The sequence below is a fragment of the Microbacterium sp. 3J1 genome, from assembly GCF_001049495.1.
Lineage (GTDB): Bacteria > Actinomycetota > Actinomycetes > Actinomycetales > Microbacteriaceae > Microbacterium.
Window position 1 is genome coordinate 229,408 of sequence record NZ_CDWI01000007.1, and the last position, 13,723, is coordinate 243,130.

Genomic DNA, 13,723 nt, shown 5'->3' on the forward strand with positions numbered 1-13,723 from the left:
CCGGATGGCCCGATTCGCAGGGCTCGGTGGTCCGTGTGGGCCGGGAAGAGGTGGAGTCGACGGTGAGGGCGCGAGCGGTCTTCGGCGCGCTGCGCCTGGCCGCGGCGAGCGTGTGCGCCGTCGCCCTCGTGCACCGCCTGTTCTGGGGCCTGAGCTCGCAGACGATCGCGGGCGAGAACTTCTTCGCCTACCTCACCGTCCAGTCGAACTGCGCTCTGGTGGTCGTGCTGCTCGTCGGGGCCGTGCTCGCTGTGACCCGCGCCACCGATCCGCGCTGGTTCAGCGTCGCTCTGGCCCTGGTGCTCACCTGGACGATCACCGCCGGGCTCGCGTTCGCGCTGATCGTCTGGCAGGCGGGCCTGCGTGGCATCCGCGTGGATGTCCCGTGGTCCGATCTGGTGCTCCATTTCTACCTGCCGGTGTGCACGGCCGTCGCCTGGATTCTGACCCCCGGGCACCGAGCCGTGCCGTGGTGGGTCGTGCCGTCCGCGCTCGCGTTCCCCCTCGCCTGGGGCGGGGTGACTCTCTGGCGCGGACCGGCCGTCGGCTGGTATCCGTACTACTTCCTCGACCCGAGGCAGGTGTCCGGCCCGCCGGAGTTCTTCCTCACGAGCGGGGTCGCGCTCGCGATCTTCGCCCTGGTCGCGACGGTGATCGTGTTCGGCAGCAGGGTTCAGCGGCACCGTCGCGAGCGCCCGACCGCGTGAACGCGACGCGAGCCGCGAACGCGAGGCGAGCCGTGACCTCGGCTCAGTCCGGCGACGCGTCGATGAACGGCGCGAGCGCGGCGATCGCGGCCTCGCGCGCCTGCCGGTCGTCGAGCTCGGCGAACGCGGCGGCCGCCTCGCCGCCCACGATGCCGACGACGATGTTCTCACCCGTGCTCGGCGCGAGGTCGAACCAGGTGCGGATCAGCGCGTCGCCGCCCACCACGTGCCAGACGGCGGGCGCCGCGGAGGGGTCGGTCTCGGCATCCGCGCCCGTGCCCTCTTCGGGCTGACCCGCCGGTGTCGACCTGAGCGGTTCGTCGAAGCGCAGCCACACCGTCTCGATCGCTCCCATGCCGAGGTCGGCGATCGCACCCCGATGCCCGAAGGGCAGGGCGGGGGCGAACTGGAGGCCGTCGGACTTGAGCACGCCGAGCGGCACCGTGACGACGACGCGGTCGAAGGAGAGCGATTCCCCCGTCGCGATGCCGAGGCTCACGCCCTCGTCGTCGTAGGCGACTCTTCCGACCGGCGACGACAGGCTCACCTTCACGCCGTCGAGAAGGCCGTCGAGGATCGGGCGCAGATCGCCGAGTGGAGCCGTCCGCTCCTCCGGCGGGAAAGCCGGCGGGAACCAGGCGGAGGCCGCGGACGCGTCCGCGCCGCTGGACGCCGCGAGAGAGGCCAGCAGCGCAGCGAGCGCCGGGTCCGCCGGATCGAGTCCTGCCAGGGTCAGCGCCTCCTCGATCGATTCGTCGGCGGGGAGCTGCTGAGCCGCGTCGATCGCCGAGAGCACCGGGTCGACGGATGCTGCGGAGACGTCGCCCTCGGCAGAGCGCCACTCGGCCCCGCTGAGGGCGACCGCGCGCACATCGAGGGCGTCGAGCGTCTCGAGGAGGTCGTCGTCGGGTGCGCCGAGCAGCCAGCCGCCCATCTGCGCGGGGAAGGGCCAGTCGGCCTCGTCTGCGACCGAATGCACGCGGCCGCCGATGCGATCCCGCGCCTCGAAGACGGTGACGACGGCGCCGGCGGCGGTGAGGCGTGCCGCGGCGGCGGCCCCGGCGAGTCCCGCGCCGACCACGGCGACGCGCTCGCCGTCGCGAGCGACGCGAAGCACGTCGGCAGCCGCTCGCTCACCCGATCGCAGGGCGCCGGCCAGTGTGCCCGGCGCGTCGGTGTCGGTGGCCTCGCCGGCGAAGAACAGACGCTCCTCGATCGGTTCAGCCAGGGCTTCGCGCGCGCTGGCCTGCGTGCCCGCGGGAGTGAAGCTCGCGGCACCGAGCGCGAACGGATCGGTCGTCCACGAGCTCCGCGCGAAGGCGGCCGGCGTGATCGCGTCGCCCGTCGGCTGCGGGGTCGGCGACCGATCGGGCGTGGGAGTGGGCACCGGCTCGGGCGTGCAGGAGGCCAGCAGCACTCCCAGGACGCCGGCGCCGGCGCCGATCAGCAGAGTGCGACGCGTCATCCTCATCGTGTCGCAACGATACCGCGCGCGGGTGGGCGATGCCGCCGCGACGTCAGTCTCGGCCGCTGCCCGGATGCCAGAGGACGAGATCGGTGGATCGGCGGATGCGGCGGCCCCCCGGCATCGGCACGACGCCGGAAGACCCTGCGGCGAAGACGCGGACGCCCGGACGGTTCTCCCGCTCCGCACGCAGCGCGGCATCGAGTTCGGCGACGCGGCGCCGCAGCATCCGATTCTCGTCCTCGAGGTCGAGGAGACGAGCGATCGCGGGCAGGCTCATGCCCTCCGACGAGAGCTGGGCGACCTCGCGGAGCTGCTCGATGTTCCGCGACGAGTAGCGCCGGGAGCCGCCGGACGTGCGGCCCGGAACGACGAGACCGATGCGGTCGTACTGCCGGAGAGTCTGGGGATGCATGCCGGCGAGACGTGCCGCGACGGCGATCGCGAACACCGGGGTGTCGGCATCCATGCGCTGGTCAGCCATGGAATGCCTCCTCTCCGGTGCTCGCGTCCGCCATCACGGTGCTCATCATCGGCGCGCCTTGGCCATGAGGTCGGCGCGCGGGTTCTCCGAGGGCTCGAGCGCCTGGAACTTCTCCAGTGCCTCGCGCGCCTCGTCGTCGAGATGCGACGGCACCGCGACCTGGAGCTCGGCGAGCAGATCGCCGGTTCCCTTGGCCGTCGTGACGCCGCGCCCCTTGACCCGCAGCACGCGCCCGGACGGGGTTCCCGGAGCGACCCTCAGCTTCACCGTGTCGCCGCCCAGGGTGGGGACCTCGATGGTCGCCCCCAGGGCCGCCTCGGTGAACGTCACCGGCACGACCACGCGCAGGTTCAGCCCCTCACGGGTGAAGACCGGATGCGGGCGCACCGCGATCTGCACCACGATGTCGCCGCTGTCGCCCCCGTCGGGGGACGGCCGACCGCGACCGCGAAGCCGGATCTTCTGACCGTCGGCGACGCCCGCCGGGATCTTCACCTTGAACGGCTTGCCGTCCTCACCCTGCAGGGTGATCGTCTCGCCCTGCACCGCGGTGGCGAAGTCGAGGGTCGTGCGAGCCGTGACGTCGGCGCCCTTCTGCGGACCGCCGAAGCCCCGGAACCCGCCGGACGGCTGGCCGAAACGGCCGGAGCCGAACGAGCCGCCCTGACCCTGGTTGAACATCGCGAAGATGTCCTCGAAGTCGGCGGACTGCTGCTGCCCGCGGCCCTGCTGACCGAACCGGCTGAACACGTCCTCGAAGCCCGCGCCCGAGCCGTTCGCCGTGAAGCGAGCGCCCGAGCCCATGGCGCGGATCTCGTCGTACTCCTTGCGCTGTTCGGCGTCGGAGAGCACCGAGTAGGCCTCGCTGATCTCCTTGAACTTGGCCTCGGCCTTCTCGTCACCCTGATTGGAGTCGGGGTGGTACTTGCGGGCCAGCTTGCGGTACGTCTTCTTGAGATCGGCGTCGGTGACGTCCTTCGAGACCCCGAGGGTCTTGTAGAAGTCCTTGTCGAACCAGTCCTGGCTAGCCATCGATCACCTACTCGGCAGGTACAGCGACGACGACCTTCGCGGGACGCAGCTCGACGTCACCGAGGCGGTAGCCCACCTCGACGACCTCGAGCACCGTGGTCTTCGAGGTGCCCGGAGTGGGCTGCTGGAAGATGGCCTCGTGACGCTGAGGGTCGAACTCCTCGCCCTTCTCGCCGTACGAGACGACTCCGAGGCGCTCGACGACGACCCGCACCTTGTCGGCGATCACGGCGAAGGGGGTGCCCTCGACGAGATCACCGTGCTGAGCGGCGCGGTCGAGATCGTCGAGCACGGGGATGAGGCCCTTGGCGGCCTCGCCCTTCGCGCGCTCGATCTCGACCTGGCGCTGCTCCTCGGTGCGGCGGCGGTAGTTCGCGTACTCGGCCTGCAGTCGCTTGAGGTCGTTCAGCAGGGTCGACTCGAGGTCGGCGAGGACGGCATCCTCTGCCGCTGCCTCTCCGGTCTGAGTCGCGCCGAGGATGTCGTCGACCGTGAGGTCGTCGGGTGCGGCGTCGACCGGAGTCTCGTCCGACCCCTCGGCGGCCTGCGCCTCGCGGGAGTCCGGGTTCTGCGGCGCGGGGCCGGATGCCTGAGCATCCGACCCCTCGCTGCGAACCTCGTCGGGCTCAGAGTTCTGGCCTTCGAAGTTCTTGTCCGTCATGATTACTTCTTCTCGTCCTCGTCGTCGACGACCTCGGCGTCGATGACGTCCTCGTCGGAGGAGGCGTCACCGGTCGGGGTCTCACCCTCGGGAGCAGCGCCGGCACCGGCGTCCGCCTGCGACGAGGCGTAGATGGCCTCGCCGATCTTGGACTGCGACTGGTTCAGCTTGTCGAACGCGGTCTTCACGGCCTCGTCGTCATCGCCGGCCAGAGCCGTCTTCAGAGCGTCGACGTCGGCCTTGACCTCGGTCTTCACGTCCTCGGGCAGCTTGTCGTCGTTCTCGGTGATCAGCTTCTCGATCGAGTAGGCGAGGGTCTCGGCCTGGTTGCGGACCTCGGCGGCCTCGCGACGCGCCTTGTCCTCGGCCGCGTGCTCCTCGGCCTCGCGCACCATGCGCTCGATGTCCTCCTTCGACAGCGACGAGCCGCCGGAGATGACGATCGACTTCTCGGTGCCGGTGCCCTTGTCCTTGGCGGACACGTGCACGATGCCGTTCGCGTCGATGTCGAACGTGACCTCGATCTGCGGGATGCCGCGGGGGGCCGGGGCGATTCCGGTCAGCTCGAAGGTGCCGAGCGGCTTGTTGTCGCGAGTGAAGTCGCGCTCGCCCTGGAAGACCTGGATCGCGACGGACGGCTGGTTGTCGTCTGCCGTGGTGAAGGTCTCGCTGCGCTTGGTCGGGATGGCCGTGTTGCGCTCGATGAGCTTGGTCATCATGCCGCCCTTGGTCTCGATGCCGAGGCTGAGGGGCGTGACGTCGATGAGCAGGACGTCCTTGCGCTCGCCCTTGAGGACACCGGCCTGGAGGGCCGCACCGACGGCGACGACCTCATCGGGGTTGACGCCCTTGTTGGCCTCCTTGCCGGTCTCGCGCTTGACGAGCTCGGCGACGGCGGGCATACGCGTCGATCCACCGACGAGCACGATGTGGTCGATGTCGGCGACCTTGATGCCGGCTTCGCGGATGACATCCTCGAACGGCTTCTTGGTTCGGTCGAGGAGGTCCTTCGTGAGGTCCTCGAACTTCGCGCGGGTGATCGTCTCGCTCAGCGACACCGGGCCGGACTCCGTCAGCGACAGGTACGGGAGGTTGATGCTGGTCGAGGTCGAGGAGGAGAGCTCCTTCTTCGCCTGCTCCGCGGCCTCCTTGAGGCGCTGGAGGGCGATCTTGTCACCCGAGACGTCGACGCCGGTGGTCTCCTTGAACTGCTTGATCAGGTAGTCGACGAGGCGCTGGTCCCAGTCGTCACCGCCGAGGCGGTTGTCACCCGCGGTCGCACGGACCTGGATCGTGGAGAAGTCGTCGTCCTTGCCCACCTCGAGGAGGGAGACGTCGAAGGTTCCGCCACCGAGGTCGAAGACGAGGATGAGCTCGTCCTCCTTGCCCTTGTCGAGGCCGTAGGCCAGGGCGGCCGCGGTGGGCTCGTTGATGATGCGCAGGACGTTGAGGCCCGAGATCTCGCCGGCCTCCTTGGTGGCCTGACGCTCGGCGTCGTTGAAGTACGCGGGAACGGTGATGACGGCGTCCGTCACGGTGTCACCCAGGTAGGACTCGGCGTCGCGCTTGAGCTTCTGGAGGATGCGCGCGGAGATCTCCTGCGGCGTCCACTTCTTGCCGTCGACGTCGAACGACCAGTCGGTGCCGACGTGGCGCTTGACCGACGCGATGGTGCGGTCGACGTTCGTGACGGCCTGGCGCTTCGCGGTCTCGCCGACGAGCACCTCGCCGTCCTTCGTGAAGGCGACCACCGAGGGGGTCGTGCGGAAGCCCTCGGCGTTGGCGATGACCTTCGGCTCGCCACCCTCGAGGACGCTGACGACGGAGTTCGTCGTACCGAGGTCGATTCCAACAGCACGTGCCATGTGATTCTCCTTTTTCCTGAAGTTGCGGTTGATCGGGGAAATCTGCGGCGACTGCAGAAAGCTGAGTCGCGATGGCTCAACTGTACGCCGATGACTCGCGACTGTCAAACAAAGTTGATACGCCGCGGCTCAAGTCGGTGTCGGATGCCGGTTCGCGACGACTCCGGTCCGACATCCGCTCAGCGTTGCGACACGAATTCGAAACACTCAGGACACACAGTCCTTCTACAGTCGCCGCATGACCCGCCCCACACTGCTCGCCGTCTCGCACGGCACGTCCTACGCCGCAGGGGCGCGCGCGATCGCCGACCTCGTCGACGCGGTCGCCGCCACGCTGCCGGACGTCGAGGTGCGCAGCGCGTTCGTCGACGTGCAGCAGCCCGACGCCGCTGACGTCGTCCCCACGATCGACGGCCCTCTCGTGATCGTCCCCCTGCTGCTGTCGCGGGGCTTCCACGTGCACCACGACCTGCACGGCACGGCCGCGGGGAAGGCGGATGCCGTCGTCGCCGCGCCCCTCGGACCGGATGCGCTCCTCGCGGCCGTCCTCGCCGAGAGGCTCCAGGCAGCACCCGCGACGACATCCGCCTCGCCGCAGCCGCCGGCGGCCGACGCTCCGGTGATCCTCGCGGTCGCCGGCTCGCGCGACCCCGCTTCGCTCACCGACGCCGAGACGATGGCCGCGCTGCTCGCCGATCGCCTCGAGCGCCCCGTCGAGCTCGCGTACCTCGCCGCCCGGCAGCCCGACCTGCCCGCCGCACTCGCTGCGCGCCCCGACGCCGTCGTCTCCACCTATCTGCTGGCGCACGGCTACTTCTTCGACCTGGCCGCCCGTCAGGCAGCGGGCCGCGCGATCACCCCGCCGCTGCTCGACGGCGGGAGCGTGCCGCCCGCGCTCGTCGACCTCATCGTCGGGCGATACGAAGACGCGGAGGCCCTGCTCGGCGGCGGTGCTCGTTCCGGTGCTCGCGCCGACGCTCGCGCTGGTGCTCGCGCTGAGGCCCAGCCCGCATGACCGACGGCGCCGTCACCCTCGTCGGCGCGGGGCCCGGCGACGCGGGCCTGCTCACGCTGCGCGGGCTGCGCGCGCTGCAGGAGGCGGAGGTGATCGTCGCCGACCGGCTCGGGGCCCGCGCGGTGCTCGCCCAGCTCGCGGCGGAGGGGCACGAGCTCGCCGCCGAGGTCATCGACGTCGGCAAGCTCCCGGGCCACCACCCCGTCACCCAGGACGCCATCGACGAGCTGCTGGTCACCCATGCCCGTGCGGGCAGGCGGGTCGTGCGCCTCAAGGGCGGCGACCCGTTCGTCTTCGGGCGCGGACGCGAGGAGCAGCTGTTCTGCGAAGCGGCCGGCATCCGGGTCGAGGTGGTCTCCGGGGTCACGAGCGCTGTGGCCGTGCCGGCTCTCGCCGGCATCCCCCTGACCCAGCGCGGCGTCGCCGAGACCTTCACCGTCGTCAGCGCCCACGACCAGATCCAGACGCTGCCCGGCGGTCGCGACCACACCGTCGTCCTCCTCATGGGCGTGAACACACTGGGGCATTCGGCGCATGTGCTGGCGAGCGGCGGACGCGGCGCCGACTGCCCCGTGGCGATCATCGAAGACGGCTTCGGCGACGGGCAGCGCGTGACGGTCGGCACCCTCGCGACGATCGTGGCGCTGGCGGCAGCGAGGCAGGTGCGCTCCCCCGCCGTGGTGGTGATCGGCGACGTCGTGGCGCTGAGCCCCTTCGCCGTGCCCGAGCCCGCCGCCTGAGAGCCGCCTGGGGCCCGCCGATCGGGCCCGCCGATCGAGACCTGCTGAGCCGCGCCGCGCACTAGGCTGACCGGCATGACGCGCATCTCGCCGGCCTCCCGTCTGCTCCGTCTCACCGCCGTCGCCGCGGTCGCCGTCGTCGTGCTGCCGTTGAGCGGGTGCCTGTACGCCCAGATTCCCGACGCCGGGTCGACCGGAGACGGCCCTGCGCCGACTCCGTCCGCGTCGCCGAGCGACGACACGACGGAGGAGCCGACCGGCGACCTGCCGCCCACCATGACCTTCGCCGACGGGAACGACCTCCCCGCGACCGCCTACGTCCAGTGGGGAGACGGCCTCATCGCCGATGACGGCTGGACCACCGTGGCGCCGGACGACGGCAACGGCGGGTGGACCTACGGCACGGCCGACGGCCTGTGCACCGCCGAGTTCTGGCAGGGACTCATCCCCGACGTCCCGACGGTGCCGGGCGATGACAGCGCGAGCTCCGATGCGATGCTCGCGGTCATCCTCGGCGAGGCGGATGCGTCCGCGATCTCCGCCGCGGTGACCACCGCGGCATTCAGCTACCAGGTCGGCGGCAACACCGACGTCGAGAGCCGTCAGCTCGTCGGCGATGCAGGCGCGCGGCAGTGGATGATGGCGACCCGCGCCTTCACCGCCACGGGCGTCGGCCTCTACGTGATCGTGGACTGCACGGGGGGCGACGTGGCCGCCGTCATGGCCGAGGTCGTCGACAAGAACGCGGTCGTCATCGACTGAGGGTCATCGACTGCGCTCACTTGCCGCCGGGAGGACCGGCGAGCAGCAGGATCACGTACAGCCCGACGATCGCCACGACCAGCAGGATCGCGAGGATCCACGGACGCTGCAGGAACCAGCGCATCAGCCGGTCGAACCAGCGGGAGTCCCTCGGATCGTCCGTCTGCTCCAGGCGCCAGCGCCCTGCGAGCCGCCCGGTGCGGTGCAGCCAGATCTCGGTGGGGACGGTGGCGTACGGGATCACGGCGCTCGCGATCGCGAGGAGGGCGACGCCCAGACCCCAGCGCTGATTCAGCGCGACGAGCACCGCCGTGGCGCCGTAGGCGAGGAACACGAAACCGTGGATGCCGCCGCCGATCGTCACGACGACGCCGGGCGCCCCCGCGGCGCGGGCGATGATCGCCGAGAAGAGGATCGTCCACGTGATCGCCTCCGCGATCGCGAGAACACGGAACAGACGGTCGGGTGTGCGGAACACGGGACTCCTCGGGTGGGTGTCCGCCCAGCGTATCCACGCGACCTATGCCCTCCCGGAGAGGAATAGCCCGGCATCCGCAGGCGTTGCCGAAGGCATGGTGACCGTCGACTCCGCAGCCCTCTCGACCGTGCTCGACACCGTCGACCTGCGGGTCGGGGTCGCCCGCCGCGCCACCCTGGCGACCGGCGGCCTGCTCCCCCTGAGCGCCGGCTCTGCGGCGCTCGTGTACATCGCGCGCGGCGCCGTGCACGGGAATCCGCCCCTCCGGACCGGATGCCGTCTCGACGTCGACCGGGCATCGCAGACCGTCGCCGTCGACGAGCACCCGCCGCGGTCGACCCTCGTGACGGGCGATGCGTTCCTCACGCTCGGACGCACGTCCTTCGCCCTCGAGGCCGATCGCGACACCGAGCTGGTCGTGGTCGACCTCGAGTTCTCGGACAGCGCCTCTCTGCTCGCCGCCATGCTGCCCGACCCCATCACGGTGATGGCCTTCGACGCGCTCGAGCCGGCTGCCGCCGCTCTCGCCGGCAGCATGGGCCCGACGGATCCGCCGTCGTGGCCGGTGCGCCAGGGCGATCTGGTCATCTGCCGCATGATGGCGAAGACGGTGCTGCTGTCGGTCATCCGCGCGTGGGCCGCGAACGGATGCGCGCCCGACGGCTGGCCCTCGGTGTCGAACGACCCGTTCCTCGACCGCGTCGTCGAGGCGATCCACGACGAGCCCGGCCGCGAATGGACGGTCGAGCGGCTCGCCGGCATCGGCGCCATGTCGCGCTCGGTGTTCGCCGAGCGCTTCCGCGCCGCCATCGGCCGCTCCCCCGCCGACTACGTCACCGAGGTGCGCATCGACGCGGCGAAGCGGATGCTGAGCGCGGGCCGTTCCGTGTCCGAGACCTCGCGCGAGCTGGGGTACGCCTCGGACGAGGGCTTCAGCCGGGCCTTCCGCCGACGCACCGGGATGACGCCGTCGGCCTGGCGCGCATCCCGACTCACCGCCGTCCCCGCCTGAGCCACGCCTTCCGTCCCGGCCGCTTCGCCCGCCCTGCTCGCCGCGCCCGCCCCGTTCGCCGCTTCGCCGCGAGCACGGCTTCGGAGCGTGTGACACGACACGCCGCGCACGGTGATCGTGCGACGGCGTGTCGGATGCCGCATCCGAAGTTGTGCTCCGGGAGACCGGCGACAGGCCTCGGGTCCGGCGACCGGCCTCGGGTCAGACGGCCCGTGTGCTCCGGCGGTTCGAGGCGCCGAACAGCACCGCGCCGAGCACGAGCATCACAGCCCCGAGGGCGTATACGAGCTCGACGTCGAGCGTGTCGACGAGCAGGCCGCCGAGCCCGGCCGCGAGGGTGATCGCGCCCTGGAAGCCCACCACGACGAGGCTTCCTCCCGCTTCGAGACGGTCGGGAGTGCGGTGACCGACCCACGTGTTGATCACGAGCAGCCACGACGAGAAGAAGAAGCCCCAGACGAGCACGACGATTCCGATGCCGAGCACCGAGCCCGACAGGAGGATCATCGCGAGCACGGACGCGGCGATCACGAGCGGCGCGACCACCGCGAAGAACGCGAAGGTCCGGTCGATGACGAATCCGATGCCGAGGTTGCCGGCGAGCCCTCCGACGCCGAACAGCGCCAGCAGCAGGATGATCGTCGATGGCTCCACCTCGGGGATGCGCTCGAGCGCGAGCCGCACGTACGTGTACGCGAGGAAGTGCCCGAGCACGACGAGCACGTGTCCGACCATGCCGAGTGCGATGCCCGGTCTGCGCAGAGTGTCGACGAGGAGGCGGATGCTGGACGCCTGCTCCGCCGGCACCGACGGCAGCAGGAAGCGCAGCGCCACTGCGAGCAGCACCATGAGCACCCCGGCGATCGCGAACACGCTCTGCCAGTTCACGACCTCGCTGAGCATGACGCCGAGGGGCACGCCCGCGACCGTCGCGAGCGAGACCCCGGCCGAGGTGAACATGACACCGCGTCCGAGGTGCTCGGGCCCTGCGAGGCGCGCGGCGACCGTGATCGACATCGCCCAGAACGCGCTGATCGCCGCCCCGAGGAGGAACCTCGCGAGCAGCACGATGAGGAGGTTCGGCGCGATCGCGACGATGAGGTTCGACGCGGCGGCGGCGAGCGCCATCCAGATGAGCAGCGATCGACGATCGAGCCGCGGGAAGATCAGGCCGACCGTCGGCGCGACGACGAGGCCGACGAGCGCGGTCACCGTGACGGTCTGTCCCGCCTGGCCCGGCGTCACGCCGAGCGCGTCGGCCATCTCGGTGAGCACGCCGTTGGGCAGGAACTCCGCCGTGACGAGCAGGAAGCCCATCAGCATCAGCACGATGAGCCCGCCGTAGCGGATGCTGTGCGGGCGGGCGGTCGTCACGGGTATGGGAGCGGTCGTCGTCATGGTTCCAGCCTTCCGCGGCGGGGCTGCACCCGCCCGACGGGGCGTCCACGGCATCCGACCATTCGTCCGGACTGCGCGGTGAGACGGCGGAACCGGGTCTGGACAGCATCCGACCGACGCCCTAGGCTCGACGACGCACCGGGGTTCTCCCGGAAGGCCGAGCGAGAGGAGCTGACGACATGAACACCGTCTCTGTCGCGAACCTCGCCGACATCCTTCCTCTCGAGGCCGCCCGCTCCTGATCCGCGCGTGGCCTCCGTCCTCCGGAGCCCCACCGTGTCTGATCTCTTCGCTTCGTCTGAAGCATCCCCGCCCGTCCGCCTCTTCGATGCGTCGCCTTTCGACGTGATCCCCGCTTTCGCCGACGTCGAGCCCGGCGATGCGCAGCGCTGGTCGACCTGGCCCGCCGTCACCCCGTCGGAACGCGGTCCGCTGCCCTGGCCGGCCTGGGTGGTCACCAGTGCCGGTGCGCTCGACACCGAACTCGGCATCCTCAAGACCGGCAAGGAGGCCGACGTCTTCCTGCTCGAGAGGGCGGTGCCGGACGACCCCGCGCAGCGCACGCTGCTCGCCGCGAAGCGGTACCGGGACAGCGACCACAGCAGCTTCCACCGCTCCGGCGTCTACACCGAGGGGCGCACCACCCGGAACACCCGCGACGCGCGCGCCCTCGCCAGGAAGTCGGAGCACGGTCGGGCGGTCGCGGCCGCGCAGTGGTCCTTCGCGGAGTTCCAGGCTCTGTGCCGTATGTGGGAGCTCGGTGCGCCGGTGCCCTACCCCGTGCAGGTGAGCGGTAGCGAGGTCCTGATGGAGTTCATCGGGCATGCCGACGGAACCGCCGCGCCCCGGCTCGCCCAGGTGCGCGCCGACGGCGCCCAGCTCGGCGGCCTCTACGACCAGATCGTCGATCTCATGCGCGTCTTCGCGTCCGCCGGCTTCGCCCACGGCGACCTGTCGGCGTACAACCTGCTCGTGCACGAAGGGCGGGTGCGCGTCATCGACCTGCCGCAGATCGTCGACATCGTCGCCAACCCGCAGGGCCTGGATCTGCTGCACCGCGACTGCGTCAACATCTGCGAGTGGTTCACGCGCCGTCGGGTCGAGCGCGACGCCGAAGAGCTCTTCGCCGAGATGCTCGCGGCGTCGTAGCGGGTCAGTCGCGGGCGATCCTGGCGGCCAGCAGCGACACGAGCTCGTAGACCACATGGCTCGCCGCGATCCCGGTGATCTGCGCGTGGTCGTAGGCCGGAGACACCTCGACGACGTCGGCACCGACGATGTTCCGCTCGCCGAGGGCCCGCAGGATCCGCAGCAGCTCGCGGCTGGTGAGACCACCCGCCTCGGGCGTGCCCGTACCCGGTGCGTGAGCGGGGTCGAGCACGTCGATGTCGATCGACACGTACAGGGGCTTGTCGCCGATGCGCTGCAGGATGCGCTGGATGCCGGCCTCGACGCCGTGCTCCTCGATGTACTCGCTCGACACGATGGAGAAGCCGAGGCGCTCGTCGTCTTCGAGGTCCTGCTTCGAATACAGCGGCCCCCGCGTGCCGACGTGGCAGCTCGCGCTGAGGTCGATCAGCCCTTCCTCGCTCGCCCGTCGGAACGGTGTGCCGTGGGTGATCGGCGCGCCGAAGTACGTGTCCCAGGTGTCGAGGTGCGCATCGAAGTGCAGCACCGCGACGGGGCCGTGCTTCGCCGCGACGGCGCGCAGCAGCGGCAGCGCGACAGTGTGATCGCCGCCGATCGTGACGATCCGCTGCACCCGCTCGCCGAGGGCGAGCGCGGCGCGCTCGACCTCGGTCACCGCCTCGGTGAGGTCGAACGGGTTGACCGGGATGTCTCCGGCATCGACGACCTGCGCGGCCTCGAACGGCGACACGTCCTGCGCGGGATTGTAGGGCCGCAGCAGACGCGACGACTCGCGCACGTGCGAGGGTCCGAAGCGGGTGCCGGGGCGGTAGCTCACACCGGAGTCGAAGGGGATGCCGACGACGGCGATGTCGGCGCGGGGCACATCCTCGATCCGCGGCAGTCGGGCGAAGGTCGCGATCCCGGAGTACCGGGGGTTCACGGAGGCGTCGATCGGGCCCACGTTCTCGGTCAT

The 13,723-nt window shown here is 70.9% G+C and carries 14 protein-coding genes; 6 read left to right on the forward strand and 8 right to left on the reverse strand.

Annotated features, from left to right (window positions below; all coding sequences use genetic code 11):
- Nucleotides 1-62 precede the first annotated feature (62 nt).
- Nucleotides 63-707: a Pr6Pr family membrane protein gene (locus BN2660_RS04530; RefSeq protein ID WP_141651236.1), complete on the forward strand. Its 645-nt coding sequence runs from the start codon at nucleotides 63-65 to the stop codon at nucleotides 705-707.
- Between the two features lie 43 nt (nucleotides 708-750).
- Here the strand turns inward: BN2660_RS04530 and BN2660_RS04535 are convergent, their stop codons facing one another.
- Genes BN2660_RS04535 through dnaK form a run of 5 tightly spaced genes read right to left on the reverse strand, consistent with a single transcriptional unit; the run spans nucleotide 751 to nucleotide 6,214 of the window.
- Entirely contained in the window at nucleotides 751-2,172 is a 1,422-nt protein-coding gene (locus BN2660_RS04535; protein WP_255305025.1) for an FAD-dependent oxidoreductase, read from the reverse strand.
- Between the two features lie 52 nt (nucleotides 2,173-2,224).
- The gene (locus tag BN2660_RS04540; RefSeq protein ID WP_091227837.1) at nucleotides 2,225-2,656 is read right to left on the reverse strand and encodes a heat shock protein transcriptional repressor HspR; all 432 of its coding nucleotides are present in this window, start codon (nucleotides 2,654-2,656) and stop codon (nucleotides 2,225-2,227) included.
- A 45-nt stretch (nucleotides 2,657-2,701) separates the two neighbouring features.
- Nucleotides 2,702-3,688, reverse strand: coding sequence for a DnaJ C-terminal domain-containing protein (locus tag BN2660_RS04545; RefSeq protein ID WP_091227839.1), 987 nt, complete (start codon nucleotides 3,686-3,688; stop codon nucleotides 2,702-2,704).
- A gap of 7 nt (nucleotides 3,689-3,695) precedes the next feature.
- Nucleotides 3,696-4,349 carry a nucleotide exchange factor GrpE gene (locus tag BN2660_RS04550; RefSeq protein ID WP_091227842.1) on the reverse strand — a complete coding sequence of 218 codons (654 nt, stop codon included), beginning with the start codon at nucleotides 4,347-4,349 and terminating at the stop codon, nucleotides 3,696-3,698.
- A gap of 2 nt (nucleotides 4,350-4,351) precedes the next feature.
- Complete coding sequence (dnaK, locus tag BN2660_RS04555) at nucleotides 4,352-6,214, reverse strand: molecular chaperone DnaK (RefSeq protein WP_091227844.1); 1,863 nt, start codon at nucleotides 6,212-6,214, stop codon at nucleotides 4,352-4,354.
- Between the two features lie 238 nt (nucleotides 6,215-6,452).
- Here dnaK and BN2660_RS04560 point away from each other — a divergent pair, with 238 nt between their 5' ends.
- From BN2660_RS04560 to BN2660_RS04570, 3 genes are all read left to right on the forward strand, one after another.
- The gene (locus tag BN2660_RS04560) at nucleotides 6,453-7,229 is read left to right on the forward strand and encodes a sirohydrochlorin chelatase (RefSeq protein WP_091227846.1); all 777 of its coding nucleotides are present in this window, start codon (nucleotides 6,453-6,455) and stop codon (nucleotides 7,227-7,229) included.
- Nucleotides 7,226-7,969: a uroporphyrinogen-III C-methyltransferase gene (cobA, locus tag BN2660_RS04565; protein WP_091227848.1), complete on the forward strand. Its 744-nt coding sequence runs from the start codon at nucleotides 7,226-7,228 to the stop codon at nucleotides 7,967-7,969. Before BN2660_RS04560 ends, cobA begins: the two co-directional genes overlap by 4 nt.
- Before the next feature lie 75 nt (nucleotides 7,970-8,044).
- Nucleotides 8,045-8,731, forward strand: a complete 687-nt coding sequence (locus tag BN2660_RS04570; protein ID WP_091227850.1) for a hypothetical protein — start codon at nucleotides 8,045-8,047, stop codon at nucleotides 8,729-8,731.
- A gap of 16 nt (nucleotides 8,732-8,747) precedes the next feature.
- Here BN2660_RS04570 and BN2660_RS04575 read toward each other — a convergent pair whose 3' ends face one another.
- Nucleotides 8,748-9,209, reverse strand: a complete 462-nt coding sequence (locus tag BN2660_RS04575; protein WP_091227852.1) for a DUF3817 domain-containing protein — start codon at nucleotides 9,207-9,209, stop codon at nucleotides 8,748-8,750.
- Nucleotides 9,210-9,303: 94 nt separating this feature from the next.
- Between BN2660_RS04575 and BN2660_RS04580 the strand changes: the two genes are divergently transcribed.
- On the forward strand, nucleotides 9,304-10,221 hold the full coding sequence (locus BN2660_RS04580; RefSeq protein ID WP_091227855.1) for a helix-turn-helix transcriptional regulator: 918 nt from the start codon (nucleotides 9,304-9,306) through the stop codon (nucleotides 10,219-10,221).
- A gap of 201 nt (nucleotides 10,222-10,422) precedes the next feature.
- On the opposite strand, the gene BN2660_RS04585 is transcribed toward BN2660_RS04580, so the two are convergent.
- Nucleotides 10,423-11,619 carry an MFS transporter gene (locus BN2660_RS04585; protein ID WP_091227857.1) on the reverse strand — a complete coding sequence of 399 codons (1,197 nt, stop codon included), beginning with the start codon at nucleotides 11,617-11,619 and terminating at the stop codon, nucleotides 10,423-10,425.
- A gap of 345 nt (nucleotides 11,620-11,964) precedes the next feature.
- On the opposite strand from BN2660_RS04585, the gene BN2660_RS04590 reads away from it, so the two are divergent.
- Nucleotides 11,965-12,768, forward strand: coding sequence for a serine protein kinase RIO (locus BN2660_RS04590; protein ID WP_369690534.1), 804 nt, complete (start codon nucleotides 11,965-11,967; stop codon nucleotides 12,766-12,768).
- 4 nt (nucleotides 12,769-12,772) lie between these two features.
- Here BN2660_RS04590 and speB read toward each other — a convergent pair whose 3' ends face one another.
- The gene (gene speB / locus BN2660_RS04595) at nucleotides 12,773-13,723 is read right to left on the reverse strand and encodes an agmatinase (protein ID WP_091227859.1); all 951 of its coding nucleotides are present in this window, start codon (nucleotides 13,721-13,723) and stop codon (nucleotides 12,773-12,775) included.

Bases quoted from the DNA above. Each gene is read 5' to 3' on its own strand.
- BN2660_RS04545 (WP_091227839.1), bottom strand. From the start codon at position 3,688: ATGGCTAGCCAGGACTGGTTCGACAAGGACTTCTACAAGACCCTCGGG.
- speB (WP_091227859.1), bottom strand. From the start codon at position 13,723: ATGACCGAGAACGTGGGCCCGATCGACGCCTCCGTGAACCCCCGGTAC.
- dnaK (WP_091227844.1), bottom strand. From the start codon at position 6,214: ATGGCACGTGCTGTTGGAATCGACCTCGGTACGACGAACTCCGTCGTC.
- BN2660_RS04585 (WP_091227857.1), bottom strand. From the start codon at position 11,619: ATGACGACGACCGCTCCCATACCCGTGACGACCGCCCGCCCGCACAGC.
- BN2660_RS04560 (WP_091227846.1), top strand. From the start codon at position 6,453: ATGACCCGCCCCACACTGCTCGCCGTCTCGCACGGCACGTCCTACGCC.
- BN2660_RS04570 (WP_091227850.1), top strand. From the start codon at position 8,045: ATGACGCGCATCTCGCCGGCCTCCCGTCTGCTCCGTCTCACCGCCGTC.
- BN2660_RS04550 (WP_091227842.1), bottom strand. From the start codon at position 4,349: ATGACGGACAAGAACTTCGAAGGCCAGAACTCTGAGCCCGACGAGGTT.
- BN2660_RS04535 (WP_255305025.1), bottom strand. From the start codon at position 2,172: ATGACGCGTCGCACTCTGCTGATCGGCGCCGGCGCCGGCGTCCTGGGA.
- cobA (WP_091227848.1), top strand. From the start codon at position 7,226: ATGACCGACGGCGCCGTCACCCTCGTCGGCGCGGGGCCCGGCGACGCG.
- BN2660_RS04580 (WP_091227855.1), top strand. From the start codon at position 9,304: ATGGTGACCGTCGACTCCGCAGCCCTCTCGACCGTGCTCGACACCGTC.
- BN2660_RS04540 (WP_091227837.1), bottom strand. From the start codon at position 2,656: ATGGCTGACCAGCGCATGGATGCCGACACCCCGGTGTTCGCGATCGCC.